Here is a 15,511-nt window from a genome sequence, read left to right as displayed (position 1 = left end):
ATTAGAAAAATTTTCATAAATCAACCTGAAATTCATCTAAAACAGATTGCCGAGGCACAGCCTCCCCTACCAGCGTTTCCACGCTCAGTTTCGGAACGCGCAAAAAACTTTTGGTTATAGTTTCTTTATGAATGTATAATGAAAGTTTTGCAAAGTTAAAGCAGAATAGCCAAGAGGAAGGTATATGTCCCGATATAGAGGCCCACGCCTCAGAGTTGTGCGTCGTTTGGGTGAACTGCCTGGTTTAAGCCGCAAGTCGCCGCGCCGCGCATATCCGCCCGGTCAGCACGGGCAAGCCCGCAAAAAGCGTTCAGAGTATGCTATCCGACTTGAGGAAAAGCAAAAACTCCGCTTTAACTATGGGTTGAGTGAAAAGCAGCTGCTGCGTTACGTGCGTAAAGCACGTCGCGCCACGGGTTCAACGGGTCAAGCATTGCTGCAATTGTTGGAGATGCGTCTGGATAACACCGTCTTCCGTTTGGGGATGGCTCCCACGATCCCTGCGGCGCGTCAGTTAGTGAATCACGGCCATGTGACGGTTAATGGTCGCGTAGTCAATATTCCTAGCTATCAGTGTCGCGCTGGAGAGGCAATTGGTGTCCGCGACAATGACGCATCGCGTCGTTTAGTGCAAGCAAACCTGGAATATCCAGGTCTGGCAAATATGCCAAGCCATTTGGAGTTCGACAAAACCAAGCTGGCTGGTAAAGTGAATGGCGTTATTGAGCGCGAATGGATCGCGCTGCAAATTAACGAACTGCTGGTGGTTGAATACTACTCGCGGCAAGCGTAAGCAAGGGGCTGGGGGCTGGCAACTAGGGACTGGGGACTGGATAAAATTCTTCCCAATCCCCAATTCCCAATCCCCCATTACCCACCAATCTGCGACATGGTGCGGCTATACGCACCAGTCGATCCTGAATCTCGCTGCTTGAAGTTAATTTCTGGTTTCAGAAAGAGCAACTGCTGCACTTTCTCGCGTAGTTCAGCCGTTTCAATGCCAGTGCGAAGGGCAGTTTTCAGGTCAATTTGACCAGTTTCATTGAGCAGACAGGGGCGCAACCAGCCGTCTGCTGAGAGACGCATCCGGTTACAGCGATCGCAAAAACACTCTGACATCTGACTGATAAATCCCAGCGTACCTTTGGCTCCGGGAATCTGGAAAATATCCGCAGGCCCGTTACCACGGACGGAAGATTCTGTCAAGCCAAAAACGTCACGAATGCGTTGCCGCAAATCGGCAGAGGACACCCAACCCTTTCCCGCAAAAAGCTGGTCGTTGCCAATGGGCATGAATTCAATAAACCGGACGTGCCATTGTCGCTCAAGTGTCAGGGCGGCTAAATCTAGAACTTCGTGATCGTTGACACCAGGAATCACTACTACATTGAGTTTCAGGGGATCAAAACCGACGCGATGAGCAGCTTGGATTCCATCCCAGACTTCTTGCCAGCGGGAACGGCCGCGATTACCACTAATTTGGGCAAATGTATCTGGATCGAGAGAGTCGAGACTGATATTGAGCCGTCGCAAACCAGCATTGTAGAGGTTTTGCGCTATCGGGGAAAGTAAAAAGGCGTTAGTAGTCATCGAGAGGTCTTGGGTTTCTCTTAGGGATGCGATCGCGCTTACCAATTCCACCACACGCGGACGCAGCAACGGTTCGCCACCAGTCAGGCGAAACCGACTAAATCCCACAGGGATAAACACCTCTTTAAGCAGAGTAAGCAGTTCCTGATTAGTTAACAGCTCCTGCTGCAAAATATAGTCAAGTTCAGCCCCCTCCGGCATACAGTATTGACACCGAAAATTGCAGCGGTCAATTAAGCTGATACGGAGATAATCTACTTGGTTCATAAGATTTGCTAACCCTTACCCAGTTTTGTTTTTATCACCACTACTGGGTTCACTGGGTATATTCACCATACTAAAGACTGCTCCAGAGGAAAGCTTGCCTGATACAGTCGTTGAAAATCTCTGCGGCTTAAATCATGTTTAATAGAGTCACTTCCCAGACCAGTCGCGGCTGAGCATAGCCTCGGAGATATTCGCGGGCTTTTTCTAGATGCTGTAAGGGCAATTTAGAAATTTTTCTGTCTAAGAATTGCTGCCAGTAACTGTGCTGTAAATAATCAACTAACCACAGTTGGGCTTCTGTATCTAGAGTTTTATCAATTTTTTTGGCGAGTTGGAGAGCATTGCGATGAGATTTGGGCAACTGGGTAATGTCTTGGAGTAAGTCTGGGGGAATGGTGGCGAGTTGCGTGAAGGATGCGATCGCATTCCCTGGACTGCCTTGCGCGATCGCTAACACTGGCGGATGCTTCAAAATCTCTTCGTGACCCGTTTGCCGTAGCACTTGCTTCATCGCCGCCTTATCTAAACCGTAAAAAGGAATCCGCTGACAACGCGATACCAGAGTCGGTAACAACGAGGACTCTGATGGTGCCATCAAAATCAGCGTTGCCTGTCCCGGTTCTTCCAGCGTTTTGAGTAAGCCATTCGCCGCCGCCTCTGCCATTGTTTCTGCCGCCTCCAGCACCACCATATTCCGTGGAGCCTCCAGAGGATAACGTCCCAAAAACTGACCAACTTCCCGAATTTGCTCCAGCCGTATTTGTGGCGGGGCCTTGCGCTTCACACCTTTTTCGGTTGCTTGGGCGGCAGATAATCTTTCCCCCTGGTGGAGATAAGTTGGCTGCACCCAGAGCAAGTCTGGATGGTTTCCAGCAGCCAAGCGTTTTTGTAACGCGAAACCATGTTTTAAGTTTGCTTCGTCAGCAGGCGTATTGGAATTTAGTTTTGCCAGATGGGTGCAGAATAGAAGCTCCACAAAGCATCGGGCCGCTATACTTCTGCCAACACCTTCTGGCCCAGTAAACAGGTAGGCAGGTGCAACCCGGTTTTGGGCAACTGCCTGGGTTAGTAACTCAACGGCTTGATTTTGTCCTACAAGTGGTGCAAAAAAGTTCATTAAACTGGTGGAGAAAGGCAGGAAAAGGAGTAAACAGAGAATCTGTCTCTATTTTCTCGTTCCCAAGATCAGTCTGGGGAAAAGGAATTGTCTGGATACCATTGGGCAAATTTTTGAGTCAAAATCATCTGAATTTGCTCTTGTACTTCTGCCTCACTACAACTGGCATCCACCCGCACAATCCGATGCGGATACGCTGCTGCCAATGCGGTGAAGCCTTGCTGTACCCGTCGATGAAACGCTAAATCTGCTTGCTCCATCCGGTCAGCAGTTCCACGAGCCAAGGCTCGTGCTAAACCAACTTCGACATCAACATCCAGCCACAGGGTGAGGTCACTTGTCCTACCGTCGGTCGCCACCTGGCAGATATTCTCGATTAATTCTAGGCTAAGACCGCGACCATAACCTTGATAGGCAATTGTGGAATCTGTGAAGCGATCGCACAAAATAATTCCTCCCGCCAAGAGAGTCGGGTTAATAACTTCCTCAACGTGTTGAGCGCGATCTGCCGCAAAAATCAGTAGTTCAGTCCTGTCTTGGATTGGGTGCTGGTGTCCTTGCAGCAACAACTGGCGCAAACGACTGCCTAATGTTGTCCCTCCCGGTTCCCTGGTTACTACAACGTTGGATGGCTTTTGATTCATCCTTTCCAGAAGCCAATGGCGCGATCGCTGTATCTGGGTTGTTTTACCGCTACCTTCGACTCCCTCAAACACAATCAGCTTGCCCTGCATTACCCAATTCTCATCATCACAGCACTTTTTTCCTTTTACATTCAGCCATCCGTCCTATTCTGGTTCTTTCCGGAGAGATGACTGGTATGCTAGAAGCTGATAAAAGCTTTATTAATGGCTCTAGCCTTAGAAAAAAGCATACTTAATTATGACCCTAAACTAAGGTTCGGTATGATGAGAGGGTCTAGGGATATGACTCGGGGGTTTATTTGATGGCTCGCTATACCTGTTCATTTATCATTGCAGTTCCCCTTGAGCGTCTCCAACAGGTGCTCATAGAAGTTTTGGAGTCCTGCAATTTCGATATTATCTATAACACTGGAGACTACCTGATGGCGAGGGAAATACCAGGCCACGTCTCCTTTGCCAAGCTGGTGACGGTCGAGGTGCTGATTGATAAATCTACCGCCACAGAGCAAGAAGTGCGGATGAATTTTGTGATTAAAAACGAAGAATTGCCCCTCCAGGTTGACAACCACTGTCATCAAATGTTCCACCAAGTGCAGCAGGCGATCGCCCAAAATCGCCATTGGCAACTGGTTGAAAGCGTAGCCGGATAGGCGATCGCTCACTTTTGGGTAGCAGGAGGTTGAGCTTTTGATGTGGATCGCTTAAGTTTCGTCTTCGCCTACCATGTTGGGGCTAATCAGAGTGATGTCCCATTCATCGGGAGGCCCTGTCGGGATTGATTCTTTCTTCAAGTGGAAATATCTCGCCCGCACTTGCGGCCCAAAAACAATCTCGTCCTCATCTTCAAGATCGTGGGATTGAAGTTTACGCCCATTAATCAACAGTCCGTTGGCACTAGGCTTGCCTTTGTCGCCATCGACAATCCTGTAGTAATAGGAGCCATCCCCACGCATTTTTTGCACTAAAGTTGCGTGCCTACGGGATACAAACTGTGAGTATAGCCGGATATCGCATTTTTGGTCTCTGCCAACGCAATATTCAGGATTTTCTAAGGTAAACTCCTTGCGTCCCTGATCATCCTCAATAATCAATAAATGGTTCAGATGCAGTTTTGAAGGCATTGAAAAAATAGTTTAGAAAGAGCGGTTGGTTGGGAAAAAACAGTTACTTCAACTAACAATGGCACCATCTTCAACTGGCGGCGTAAGCGCCTGTGCCTGCACCCGGATTGACAACCAGCAACCAGATATTATCTTGAGGAAAACAAGAGTAGCTATGGCTGATGTTGTCCGGACTCCAGCGTAACACCCTCTACACCTTTGAAGCCAGTATTGTCAAGTTGCAGCAGGCATGATAGTGCTTTTGGGTTACAATGTTCCCCCTATCATATTGTAGTTATTAGAGATCCCGTAGTGACTACAACCGAGAAGCTACAAACTCCGGACAAACCTCAATCTTGATTTTTCAGGCTTTGACGGAGTAATAGAGAATTGGTGACGACGCTTACAGAGCTAAATGCCATCAATGCTCCGGCGGCAGATGGGCCTAAAACAATGCCGAAACTTGGTAGTAAGATGCCAGCAGCAACGGGCAACGAGAGTGTATTGTAGGCAAAAGCCCAGAAGAGATTTTGGCGGATTTTGTTGAAGGTGGCACGGGAGAGTTGGATTGACTGCACCACGTCAGATAAGCGATCGCGTATTAAAACAATTTGGGCAGTTTCAATAGCAACATCTGTCCCCCCTTGGAGAGAAATTCCAACATCGGCTTGTGCTAACGCCGGAGCATCGTTGATGCCATCGCCAACCATTGCCACTCGTTGCCCTAAAGTTTGCAACTGTTGCACTGCGGTGGCTTTAGCCTCTGGGCGGACATTTGCCAAAACATCATCAGGGTGCAGTTCTAGCTGAGATGCGATCGCAACAGCAGCTTCCATCCTATCCCCAGTTAGCAGCATCACCCGCAATCCCATTGAACGCAATCGCTCCACCGTAGCCTTTGCATCCGGTCTGAGGGTATCAGTTACAGCAATCAACCCAGCTAAATTACCGTCCACTGCCACATAAACTACCGTTTTCCCAGCAGCAAATAGCGATAAAGTGCGCTCCGCCGCTGTATCACTAATCGCAATCCCCTGCTTAATTAACCAGTCAGCGTTACCCAGGAAAACCCGCGAATTATCTACTAAAGCCGATACCCCCAGCCCCGGTTCCGTATAAAACTCTACAGCCGGAGCGATCGCTAATTCTTGCCGATGTGCTTCCTCTAAAATTGCCTTAGCTAGAGGGTGCGTCGTGCCACTTTCTGCCGCCGCCGCCAGGACGAGAAGAGTTTCTGGGGTTAAATTTCCTATGGGTAAGCAATCTGTCACCGTAGGATGACCAGTCGTCAGCGTTCCCGTCTTATCAAATACCACTGTATCCAGATGGTGTACCCGTTCCAGCACGTCGCCACCTTTGATCAACAGCCCACGTTCTGCCCCAAGACCAGTCCCTACTAGAATTGCTGTGGGTGTTGCCAAGCCTAAAGCGCAGGGACAGGCGATGACCGAAACAGAAATTGCCAGCTTCAAACTTAATAACATTGGTGAGTGGTTGCTGGCAGCGTGGTGCATTGCGGCATGGCTATCAATGCCAACAACCCGCAATATGGAGACATCAGGCCAAAGTTGAGAGCCGACAAAGTACCAGAATAGGAACGTTAAAGCCGCAGCTGCTAGAACCCCATAAGTGAAGTAACCCGCCACTGTATCCGCCAACTGTTGTACTGGTGCCTTACGGGTTTGGGCTGCTTCCACCAATGCCACAATTTGAGCTAAAGTCGTGTCCTTACCAGTACGAGTTGCCTTAATAGCGATCGCTCCCGACTGGTTCAGCGTCCCAGCCGCCACCGCATCCCCTGGCTGCTTCATTACTGGTACAGGCTCCCCCGTCAGCATCGACTCATTCACGGTCGTCTGACCAGCCACCACTTCCCCATCGACTGGGATCTGCTCACCCGGTAACACCCGCAACCACTCGCCCACACGGACTTGATCGACTGGGATTTCCACTTCTGATTGGGGATTGGGGATTGGGGATTGGGGATTGGGGATTGGGGATTGGGGATTGGGGATTGGGGATTTGGCAAAATTCTCCTCTGCCCCTCTGCTTTTCTCCCCTGCTCCTCTTCCCAAATTAGTTGGATTGGCAATCAAACGAGCTACTTTTGGCTGTAGTGCTAACAATGCCTCAAACGCCGCCGCCGCGCGACCTCTTGCCCGTTGCTCCAAAGTGCGCCCCAGTAAGATAAATCCCAATAGCATTACAGGCTCATCAAAGAAACACTCCCAACCCAGCTGGGGGAAGAACAGCGCCACACAACTTGCCGTGTATGCCGTCAGGGTTCCCAATCCCACCAGCGTGTTCATATTCGGAGCATTTCGCCGCAAACCTCGCCAGCCATCTAGCAATATCTCGCGCCCTGGTAACAGCAAGGCTGCTGTTGCTAATCCCCAGTGAAACCAAATATTCGTCAGCAGTGACAACTGCGGCAAAAGTAAAGAGTGTTGCCCAAGATGACCAATTCCGGAGAAGAGAATCAGCACGCCTGCAACTACCAAGCGCCACATTTGCTTACGATTTTCCTCGGCGTGTCGCTGGGCTGGACTCAAAGCCTCTTTTCCATCGCCTGTAGAAGCTACACGAGACTGGGTGGGAAATCCAGCGTCAGTGACCTGCTGCGCCAAAGCTGTTGGATCTACTGCGCCAGATTCGCATTCTACGACAGCCACTTCTGTCACCAGATTGACGCAGGCGGAAATGACACCCGGATGCTCTTTTAGCTGCTTTTCTACAACCTTTACGCAGCCTGCACATCTCATTCCCCCGACGTCGAGGGTAATAGTCTCTACCGACGATTCGGGGGTAGCAACTACGGATTTGGTCGAAACTTGCATAGATTTGGGACTTACCGCGACACCAAGAGTGCCAGATTAATCTAGCGCCTCTATTTTGAGGTTAGGCGAAAGTCCGCGTCTTGGCGCAAAAATTGTAAATTTTTTTTAAGTTAGTTGCCCCTGCTTGGGTCAACGATTCCCCCAGCGCAGATAAAGCACGAAGCATCACGTAGAGCCACTGCCTAAGATGAAGAGACTCACGAGGGTGGCGCTATTCCAGAGAGAGTGGAGGAGCATGGGGGCGAGGAGGTTGCGCGATCGCGTGTAAACTATACCCAGCACAAACCCCAAAGTCGCCAAAGGCAAGATTTCTGAGAGGTGGAGGTGAACAACAGCAAATAGTAAGCTAGAGACAGCGATCGCGCCCCACACTGGCAAGTAACGAGTCAAAGACGGCAACAGAAACCCGCGAAACAAAAATTCCTCAAATAGGGGTGCCGCCACAGCCGCCGTCATGAAAAATATCGTCAGTGCTACGCTATCCCTTCCCTCTAGGGCAATTGGGAGAATCGGATTACTCCCGCCTTGTCCCTGCCAGAGTTTTTGGTTAATTAGCGACACTATAATCACCAGCGGTAGCGCTACCAAGTAGCCTCCCAATCCCCACAAAATCCAGTTTCCCCGCCAATCAATCCGAAACCAACCTTCAGGCAGGGGAAAAAATGGTTTTATGGAGAAATACAACACTAAAAGACACGGAATTGCCAAAAATAGGTAAGTAGCTAGAACAAACAAGGCTTGCGTCCGACTATCGAAGCTGGCTCGGTTTAGCGGCAGTAAGGTGAAAAAGATCGGCAGCAGAAATTGACCGATAAAGAAAAAGCCGACAACAAACACTTGCCAGATAGTTTCCCCATTCCAGGGTGTTGTCCATTTAACATCGCCATTGTGAGCCAGAAGGGATTCTTTTCCCTTAATCAATCGTCCAGCTAACAGAAAAATCAGCAATCCTATGCCGACAATTACCCCGAAAAGCGGCACCGTAGCGACCATTGCTAATTTAAAAACTGCTTGTTCGGCTATTTCCTGTTCTTGTGCTTTGAGAGTCGAAAGCGCCTCTGTTCGCTCCTGTAATTCGTACAGCTTGCTTAAAGCGCGATAGCGGAACCAACCGTCTAAATGCTGTTCAATTTGCTCCTGGGCATCTGGCAACAGGCGCGGGGGATTGCTCCAAAGCCCGATTAATACATTAGCCGTTTGAGAGGGCGATCGCTCACTCGTCTCTTTCCAGGTTGCGATCGCTGCATCCGTTTCTCCTGGCACCTGTAAGATTCCCACTCGCAAGTACAGCTCATCAATCACCTTTTTTAACTTGTCTATTGACAAAAGTAATTGCTGCTGATCCAATTTATTTGGAGCTGTCTCAGCTTCAACTTGCAGCTTTTTGAGTTGCCCTTGGAGCTTTTGGAGAGTATTTTTATCCTCCGAAAGTGCATCCTGATACTGCTTTTGGGCAGCTTTTAAGGGTTCGTCACCCAGAATGGCGTTACGGGCGGTCGTCAAATTTGAGCCACCGGAATTTTCCGGCTGCCACTCGGTTGCGTGCAGCAACAGATTCGTTTGGTACAATTCCAGACGACTTTGAATCTGAGGCTGACTCCAGCTGCCTTGCAAGGACAGGGCAACTTGAACAATAGCCAAAATTGTCAGCAACCCCAAAATCAACCGCTTAATTGTCATGCGTTCTCCTATAAACATTTAGTATCGTGTCGCCTCTGGAGAATATCTTAGCGACGTGTCCCGAACAGGTTAAAATTCTCCTGAACCTTTTTTGTTCACGGATTCAGGCAGCAGCCTTGCTCAACTCGTTCTCAGGCAGCAGCCCAAAAACGAGAAATCCTTGCATCCGATCCCCCCTACCCCCTTATCAAGGGGGGTGTCTAAAATCTAAAATCTACAATCGATTCGCGGAGGATATTACCCTGAATACTCGTGTCATTCTCGTGCGTCATGGTCAGAGCAGCTATAACACTGAGCGTAGAATTCAGGGCCGCTGTGATGAATCAATTTTGACCGAAAAAGGTCGTGTCACTGCTGGTCAACTTGGTGCTGCTCTAGGTGGCATAAAATTTGATGCAATCTATACCAGTCCCTTACAAAGAGCAAAACAGACAGCAGAGGTAATCGTATCCTGTTTGGCGACACCTGCGCCCTTACAAGCGTCAGATAAGCTGATGGAAATCGATTTGCCTGCTTGGGAGAAAATGCTTTCTTCTGAGGTGAAGGAGAAATTTTCCGAAGATTATCGCTGCTGGCAGGAACGTCCCCACGAACTGCGAATGATGATACAGGAAGCGGAGGGCGTGAGGGAACATTTTCCAGTTTTATCTCTTTACGAGCAAGCGCGACAGTTTTGGCAGGAAATTCTCCCACGCCACGCTGGGGGAACTATTTTATTGGTGGGGCATAACGGCATCAATAGAGCTTTGATTGCGAATGCGATCGCTATGTCCCCTGAGCGTTACCATTCGATTCAGCAGTCGAACTGTGGCATCAGCGTACTAAATTTTGCTGATGGCTGGGACAAACCTGCTCAATTAGAGTCGATGAATTTGACTGCTCATGTGGGCGAAACTCTGCCCAGTTTTCGTCCGGGACATAAGGGGTTACGTTTGTTGCTGGTACGCCACGGGGAAACTGAGTGGAATCGTCAGAAACGCTTTCAGGGACAAATTGATGTCCCGCTTAACGACAATGGGCGAGAACAAGCCGGAAAAGCGGCCGAATTTCTCAAAGATGTGCAAATCGACTTTGCTGTTAGTAGTCCACTGCTGCGTCCCAAGGAAACAGCGGAAATTATTCTCAAATATCATCCCCATGTCCAGATTGAACTACAGCCACCTTTGGCGGAAATCAGTCACGGGCTGTGGGAAGGGAAATTTGAGGAAGAAATTGAGCTAACGTACCCAGGTATGTTGGAACAGTGGCGAGATTACCCCCAGACCGTGCAGATGCCAGAGGGAGAAAATTTGCAGCAGGTATGGGAACGCAGCGTAGCCGCTTGGCAAATGGCGATCGCATCTTATTCTGGAGATCAGCCTAAAACTGGTTTAGTGGTGGCTCACGATGCCACTAACAAAGTCTTGCTTTGTCACATTTTAGGTTTAAAGCCAGAAAATTTCTGGAGCATTAAGCAGGGTAATGGGGCAGTCACCGTAATTGATTATCCCCAAGGCCCAGATGGTATGCCAGTGCTGCAAGCGATGAATATCACAACTCACTTAGGAGGAGGTGTTCTGGATAAAACGGCTGCTGGTGCGTTGTAACTAACATCTTGCACTATTCTCAATAAGCCTCAAAGCTAGCCTAGAAATAAATTTTCTGGCTAATAGCGAAAGTCTATTAAAATAGACTGAAATCTTTATCTGGTAAGACTTAAGTCGTCTTAAGAGGAATGGCGCTTAATTGAGCCAGGAAATAAATTTCCCGCTTAAAGCTAAAGTAAGCTAAAGCTTACTGAATAAGTCTTTCAACTCTTTAAAACGGGTTGTGAGCTTTGAGCCTGTTACTTTAGTTCAGGGCATAAGTCAATGCCATTTGTCTTAAGAAAACTTTCGCTATTAGCCAGAAAAATCTCTGGCGGTTTATTGCAACTGGTGCAAGATGTGCTTTGTAAACGGCTGAGAAGTTCAGGACTGAGGGCTGAGAACAAACAGAATTAACAACGTCCTCAGTCCTTAGCCCTCGGTACTTATATATGAATAGTGAACTACTTCAACAAGTAAGGGTAATAGATCCTGTTTCTGGAACTGACCAGATTGCCGACGTTTTGATTGCTGATGGTTATATAAAAGCAGTCGAAACTGAAATTTCTGCAAATCCCGCAGAAACATCGGTGCGGGATTGTCGTGGATTGGTGCTAGGGCCAGGACTCGTGGATTTATACAGCCACTCCGGTGAACCTGGGTTTGAAGAACGGGAAACCTTAGTAACGCTTGTTTCCGCAGGGGCGGCTGGAGGCTTTACCCGGTTGACAATTTTGCCGGATACCTTGCCAGCTATGGACAACCCAGCTGGTTTATCCTATCTTCAACAATCCACAATCCGAAATCCAAAATCCAAAATTGGATTTTGGGGTGCTTTAACTTTGGGCGTGCAAGGCCAGCAAATGACAGAGTTGGCAGAACTTGCAGCGGCTGGGGTGGTGGGTTTTGCTGATGGTAAGCCGATATCGAATTTGGCGCTGCTGCGAAGAATTTTGGAATATCTTCAGCCTCTAGGAAAACCAGTGGCTTTGTGGGCTTGCGATCGCCATCTTTCTACCAATGGGGTGATGCGAGAAGGTGCGGCTTCAATTCGTTTTGGTTTGCCAGGAAATCCCGCGATCGCGGAAACATCTGCTCTGGCTGCTTTGTTGGAAGTGGTAGAATCCACTGGCACGAAAGTCCACATCATGCGCGTTTCTACCGGCCGCAGCGTTAAGCTAATTCAGGATGCTAAGGCGCGGGGTTTGCCAATAACGGCGAGTACCACTTGGATGCACTTGCTGCTAAATGCTGAGGATGTGGGGAGTTACGATCCTTCTTTACGCCTGGAACCGCCTCTGGGGAACCCATCTGACCAAGCAGCATTAATTGAGGGTGTGCGGAGTGGGGTACTTGATGCGATCGCTATTGACCACACTCCCTATACTTACGAAGAAAAAACCGTCGCCTTCGCTGAAGCACCACCGGGCGCGATTGGTTTAGAGTTAGCTTTGCCGCTACTTTGGCACACCCTGGTTGAGAATGGCGACTGGAGTTCTTTGGAACTGTGGCGGGTTTTGAGTACCCGTCCCGCCCAGTGTTTACAACAAAAACCAGCTGCGATCGCAGCTGGTCAACTCGCTGAAATTATTTTATTTGACCCCCAACTAACTTGGACAGTCGAGAGACAAAACCTCAAATCCCTCTCACTCAACACTCCCTGGCTAGGTCAACAGTTACAGGGCCGCGTCGTCCAAAATTGGAGTCCCGGCTAATATAAATGAACAATTAGCCATCCGACTGGCAAAAGCCTTAAATAAATTTTAGGCTTAAAACTTAAACCCGTTTTAACGGGTTGAAACATTTACCCAGTCATCTTTAGATGACTTTAGTTATTAGCCCAAACTTTAGTTCAGGGCTTTTCTTGCCATTAGCCATCAGCCCTTTCACTTATCTGAGGAATCAACTGGAGACTGATCCACTTCTCCGGCGCGATTCAAAGGCCAGAAACGTACTATCGCCCGACCAATTATCTTGTCGCGGGGGACAAAACCCCAGTAATGGCTATCGTAGCTGTTGTTGCGATTATCACCAAGTACCAAATAAGCGTTAGGTGGCACCGTCACTGGGCCATAGCGGTAATTAGGCTGTTCGTCGATATATTTTTCCCGCAAGGCTTGATCGTTGACATAAACCCGCCCCCCTTTCACCTCTACCTTGTCTCCCGGTATACCAATCACCCGCTTAATGAAGGCATCGTGGAAATTTTGCTTTTCTAAGGCTTCGGTGGGATTAAATACTACAATGTCTCCCCGTTCTGGAGAGGTAAACTTGTAACTAACCTTGTCTATAATCAGACGGTCATTGATTTGTAGCGTTGGTAGCATCGATCCCGAAGGGATGTAGCGTGCTTCCGCTACAAAAGAGCGAATTCCAAAGGCTAAAATGGCGCTAAGCCCAATCGTTTTAATTCCCTCTATAAAGGGATTTTCAACTTGTTGTTGGGTTTTGCTGTCTGGTTCTTGATTCTGCACGTCAGTCATAAACGGTTAATCACTCAAAGCAAAGGGATATAACGGATTACCCATCTAATGATTTATATCAAGGGAAACAATGTTTCTACCTATATTTTGTCTAAATTTTGCCTAAATACATCCTGCCATCATTAAAAATATTTGGCTGGCGTGTTTACCATAATTGTCTTGGCCCCAGTTAAAAAAAACGCCTTATTGCGGTAAAGTCTAAGCACAGCATACACTTTTCGCGCTCACTTGACGATTGCATAAACCACCGATTGCTATGCTCCTCTGCTTCTTCTCTGTTTATCCGCAACGCTAATATTCTTCTGCCCAATGGTGAGTTTTTCATTGGGGATGTCGAAACTCGTGGCGGGGAAATTGTCCAGGTTACGTCAGAAATCCCAAAAGATGACTCTGGTAAAGAAATAGACGGTTCGGGTCTGACTTTGTTGCCGGGAGTTATTGATCCGCAGGTACACTTCCGAGAACCAGGGTTGGAACACAAAGAAGACTTGTTTACTGCGAGTTGCGCTTGTGCCAAGGGAGGGATAACGTCGTTTCTGGAGATGCCTAATACTCGCCCTCTGACAACTACGCAGGCGGCTTTGGATGACAAGCTGCTGCGGGCGAAAGAAAAGTGCTTAGTTAATTATGGCTTTTTTATTGGGGCAACGGCGGAAATTTTGCCGGATATTTATAGAGGCGCATCCGACTGCTGGAATTAAAATTTTTATGGGATCGATGCACGGTCAGTTGTTGGTAGATCAGGATACGGCGCTGGAGTCCATTTTTGCACAAGGCGATCGCTTAATTGCGGTTCACGCTGAAGATTAAGCCCGAATTAATTAACGTCGTCAGGAATTTGCCGGGATCAACGATCCGGCAATTCATTCCCAAATTGAGGATAATCAAGCTGCCCTTAATGCTACTCAACTATCGTTAAATCTTTCTAAAAAATACCAGCGACGGTTACATATTTTGCATATGTCCACAGATGAGGAAGCCCAGTTACTGCGTCAGGATAAACCGAGTTGGGTGACTGCGGAAGTAACGCCGCAACATTTGCTGCTAAACACTAGCGCTTATGAAAAAATTGGTACGCTGGCGCAGATGAATCCGCCTTTGCGATCGCTTCATGACAACGAAGTTCGCTGGCAAGCTCTTCTCGATGGTGTAATTGATTTTATCGCTACCGATCATGCTCCCCACACTTTGGAAGAAAAAGCTCAAGTCTACCCCAATACTCCTTCGGGAATGCCAGGTGTTGAAACATCTCTACCGCTGATGTTAACTTCTGCTATGCAGGGACGTTGTAGTGTTGCCCAAGTTTCTAACTGGATGTCTGCGGCTGTAGCCCAAGCTTATAATATTCCAAAAAAAAGCGCGATCGCTCCTGGTTATGATGCCGATTTAATCCTTGTTGATTTGAACAATTACCGCCCTGTTTTGCGCGTGGACTTACTTACTAAATGTGGTTGGAGTCCCTTTGAAGGCTGGAACCTCACTGGATGGACTGTTGTGACTATTGTCGGCGGTCAGGTTGTTTACGACCGAGGAAAACTTAATACAGAAGTCCGCGGTCAAGCTTTATCTTTTTGCTAATTTCTAACTTTTAAATTAGTCAATCTTTTTCGCAAAAACTGCTTGACAAGCTCTTGTAATTATAGTTAAATAATAATACAACAAGAGTTGACATGGTGAGCATAATGCCTACCGTGTAACTTTTTAAAGGGTAAGATTTAAACGCAAAGGTAGGCAGAGTTGTTTGCGTGTACCTTTGCTACCTAGAGCGTTTAAATCTTTAATGACCCAAAATTAAATGCACCTGCTGGGACAAGTTCAGCTTGGCGGCCGTTATCAGCGGAATAAGTTAAGTGGATGCTCAAGAAGTTTAATGGTTTATACTGCAAACGTTCCGCCCATTCAATGGCGACAATTCCCAAAGGGACTTCAATGCCTTCCCAATAAGTTTCCAAGTTTAACACTGTCACTTCGGTAGGTTCTAAGCGGTATAAGTCAAGGTGATACAGAGGAATGCGTCCTTCCCGATACTCGTTAATTAAGGTGAAGGTGGGACTAACAATTGGATCGATAATGCCCAATCCTTCACCAATGCCTTGAACAAGAGTAGTTTTGCCAGCACCCAAGTCTCCTTCTAGCAAAATCGTACTCCCAGCACTTAGCGATCGCCCAAGATTTACACCCAGCGATCGCGTCGCTGTTGCATCTAGTAGAGAAATTACTTGCAATTC

The 15,511-nt window shown here is 48.0% G+C and carries 13 protein-coding genes and 1 pseudogene; 6 read left to right on the top strand and 8 right to left on the bottom strand.

Translation table 11 applies throughout. The features are described from left to right. Window positions 1–184: 184 nt before the first annotated feature. Window positions 185–793: a 30S ribosomal protein S4 gene (gene rpsD, locus H6F63_RS02960; RefSeq protein WP_190417683.1), complete on the top strand. Its 609-nt coding sequence runs from the start codon at window positions 185–187 to the stop codon at window positions 791–793. 77 nt (window positions 794–870) lie between these two features. Here the strand turns inward: rpsD and moaA are convergent, their stop codons facing one another. The 3 genes from moaA to tmk all read right to left on the bottom strand — a co-directional run bounded on the left by moaA (window position 871) and on the right by tmk (window position 3,708). After that, window positions 871–1,857: a GTP 3',8-cyclase MoaA gene (moaA, locus tag H6F63_RS02955; RefSeq protein ID WP_190634750.1), complete on the bottom strand. Its 987-nt coding sequence runs from the start codon at window positions 1,855–1,857 to the stop codon at window positions 871–873. A 127-nt stretch (window positions 1,858–1,984) separates the two neighbouring features. Next, the gene (locus H6F63_RS02950) at window positions 1,985–2,974 is read right to left on the bottom strand and encodes a DNA polymerase III subunit delta' (protein WP_190634748.1); all 990 of its coding nucleotides are present in this window, start codon (window positions 2,972–2,974) and stop codon (window positions 1,985–1,987) included. Window positions 2,975–3,042: 68 nt separating this feature from the next. Then, window positions 3,043–3,708: a dTMP kinase gene (tmk, locus tag H6F63_RS02945; protein WP_190634746.1), complete on the bottom strand. Its 666-nt coding sequence runs from the start codon at window positions 3,706–3,708 to the stop codon at window positions 3,043–3,045. Window positions 3,709–3,920: 212 nt separating this feature from the next. On the opposite strand from tmk, the gene H6F63_RS02940 reads away from it, so the two are divergent. Continuing rightward, window positions 3,921–4,268, top strand: a complete 348-nt coding sequence (locus H6F63_RS02940; RefSeq protein ID WP_190417675.1) for a hypothetical protein — start codon at window positions 3,921–3,923, stop codon at window positions 4,266–4,268. A 51-nt stretch (window positions 4,269–4,319) separates the two neighbouring features. Here the strand turns inward: H6F63_RS02940 and H6F63_RS02935 are convergent, their stop codons facing one another. Continuing rightward, complete coding sequence (locus tag H6F63_RS02935; RefSeq protein ID WP_190445026.1) at window positions 4,320–4,739, bottom strand: FHA domain-containing protein; 420 nt, start codon at window positions 4,737–4,739, stop codon at window positions 4,320–4,322. Window positions 4,740–4,797: 58 nt separating this feature from the next. Between H6F63_RS02935 and H6F63_RS30360 the strand changes: the two genes are divergently transcribed. Next, window positions 4,798–4,923 carry a hypothetical protein gene (locus tag H6F63_RS30360; RefSeq protein ID WP_277873846.1) on the top strand — a complete coding sequence of 42 codons (126 nt, stop codon included), beginning with the start codon at window positions 4,798–4,800 and terminating at the stop codon, window positions 4,921–4,923. Between the two features lie 145 nt (window positions 4,924–5,068). On the opposite strand, the gene H6F63_RS02930 is transcribed toward H6F63_RS30360, so the two are convergent. Continuing rightward, window positions 5,069–7,555: a heavy metal translocating P-type ATPase gene (locus tag H6F63_RS02930; protein ID WP_190634745.1), complete on the bottom strand. Its 2,487-nt coding sequence runs from the start codon at window positions 7,553–7,555 to the stop codon at window positions 5,069–5,071. Window positions 7,556–7,720: 165 nt separating this feature from the next. Continuing rightward, window positions 7,721–9,235, bottom strand: coding sequence for a CPBP family glutamic-type intramembrane protease (locus H6F63_RS02925; RefSeq protein WP_190634742.1), 1,515 nt, complete (start codon window positions 9,233–9,235; stop codon window positions 7,721–7,723). 242 nt (window positions 9,236–9,477) lie between these two features. Between H6F63_RS02925 and H6F63_RS02920 the strand changes: the two genes are divergently transcribed. Both H6F63_RS02920 and H6F63_RS02915 read left to right on the top strand, forming a co-directional pair. Beyond that, window positions 9,478–10,821 (top strand): histidine phosphatase family protein, encoded by a 1,344-nt coding sequence (locus H6F63_RS02920; RefSeq protein ID WP_190634884.1) that lies wholly within the window; start codon window positions 9,478–9,480, stop codon window positions 10,819–10,821. Between the two features lie 431 nt (window positions 10,822–11,252). After that, a complete protein-coding gene (locus H6F63_RS02915) occupies window positions 11,253–12,515 on the top strand; it encodes a dihydroorotase (protein ID WP_190634740.1) in 1,263 nt (420 codons plus the stop codon). Between the two features lie 171 nt (window positions 12,516–12,686). Here H6F63_RS02915 and lepB read toward each other — a convergent pair whose 3' ends face one another. Further along, window positions 12,687–13,283, bottom strand: coding sequence for a signal peptidase I (lepB, locus tag H6F63_RS02910; RefSeq protein WP_190417667.1), 597 nt, complete (start codon window positions 13,281–13,283; stop codon window positions 12,687–12,689). A gap of 251 nt (window positions 13,284–13,534) precedes the next feature. On the opposite strand from lepB, the pseudogene H6F63_RS30855 reads away from it, so the two are divergent. Then, window positions 13,535–14,861, top strand: a pseudogene (locus H6F63_RS30855) (dihydroorotase). A gap of 191 nt (window positions 14,862–15,052) precedes the next feature. Here H6F63_RS30855 and tsaE read toward each other — a convergent pair. Continuing rightward, on the bottom strand, window positions 15,053–15,508 hold the full coding sequence (gene tsaE, locus H6F63_RS02900; RefSeq protein ID WP_190634738.1) for a tRNA (adenosine(37)-N6)-threonylcarbamoyltransferase complex ATPase subunit type 1 TsaE: 456 nt from the start codon (window positions 15,506–15,508) through the stop codon (window positions 15,053–15,055). Window positions 15,509–15,511 lie beyond the last annotated feature (3 nt).

Source organism: Trichocoleus sp. FACHB-40 (genome assembly GCF_014695915.1).
Classification (GTDB): Bacteria; Cyanobacteriota; Cyanobacteriia; order Cyanobacteriales; family FACHB-T130; genus Funiculus; species Funiculus sociatus.
This window is presented reverse-complemented; position numbering and strand designations above follow the sequence as displayed.

Coding starts and splice junctions, on each gene's coding strand:
- tmk (WP_190634746.1), bottom strand. CDS start 3,708: ATGCAGGGCAAGCTGATTGTGTTTGAGGGAGTCGAAGGTAGCGGTAAA.
- H6F63_RS02935 (WP_190445026.1), bottom strand. CDS start 4,739: ATGCCTTCAAAACTGCATCTGAACCATTTATTGATTATTGAGGATGAT.
- H6F63_RS02915 (WP_190634740.1), top strand. CDS start 11,253: ATGAATAGTGAACTACTTCAACAAGTAAGGGTAATAGATCCTGTTTCT.
- H6F63_RS02930 (WP_190634745.1), bottom strand. CDS start 7,555: ATGCAAGTTTCGACCAAATCCGTAGTTGCTACCCCCGAATCGTCGGTA.
- moaA (WP_190634750.1), bottom strand. CDS start 1,857: ATGAACCAAGTAGATTATCTCCGTATCAGCTTAATTGACCGCTGCAAT.
- lepB (WP_190417667.1), bottom strand. CDS start 13,283: ATGACTGACGTGCAGAATCAAGAACCAGACAGCAAAACCCAACAACAA.
- H6F63_RS02925 (WP_190634742.1), bottom strand. CDS start 9,235: ATGACAATTAAGCGGTTGATTTTGGGGTTGCTGACAATTTTGGCTATT.
- H6F63_RS30360 (WP_277873846.1), top strand. CDS start 4,798: ATGGCACCATCTTCAACTGGCGGCGTAAGCGCCTGTGCCTGCACCCGG.
- H6F63_RS02940 (WP_190417675.1), top strand. CDS start 3,921: ATGGCTCGCTATACCTGTTCATTTATCATTGCAGTTCCCCTTGAGCGT.
- rpsD (WP_190417683.1), top strand. CDS start 185: ATGTCCCGATATAGAGGCCCACGCCTCAGAGTTGTGCGTCGTTTGGGT.
- H6F63_RS02950 (WP_190634748.1), bottom strand. CDS start 2,974: ATGAACTTTTTTGCACCACTTGTAGGACAAAATCAAGCCGTTGAGTTA.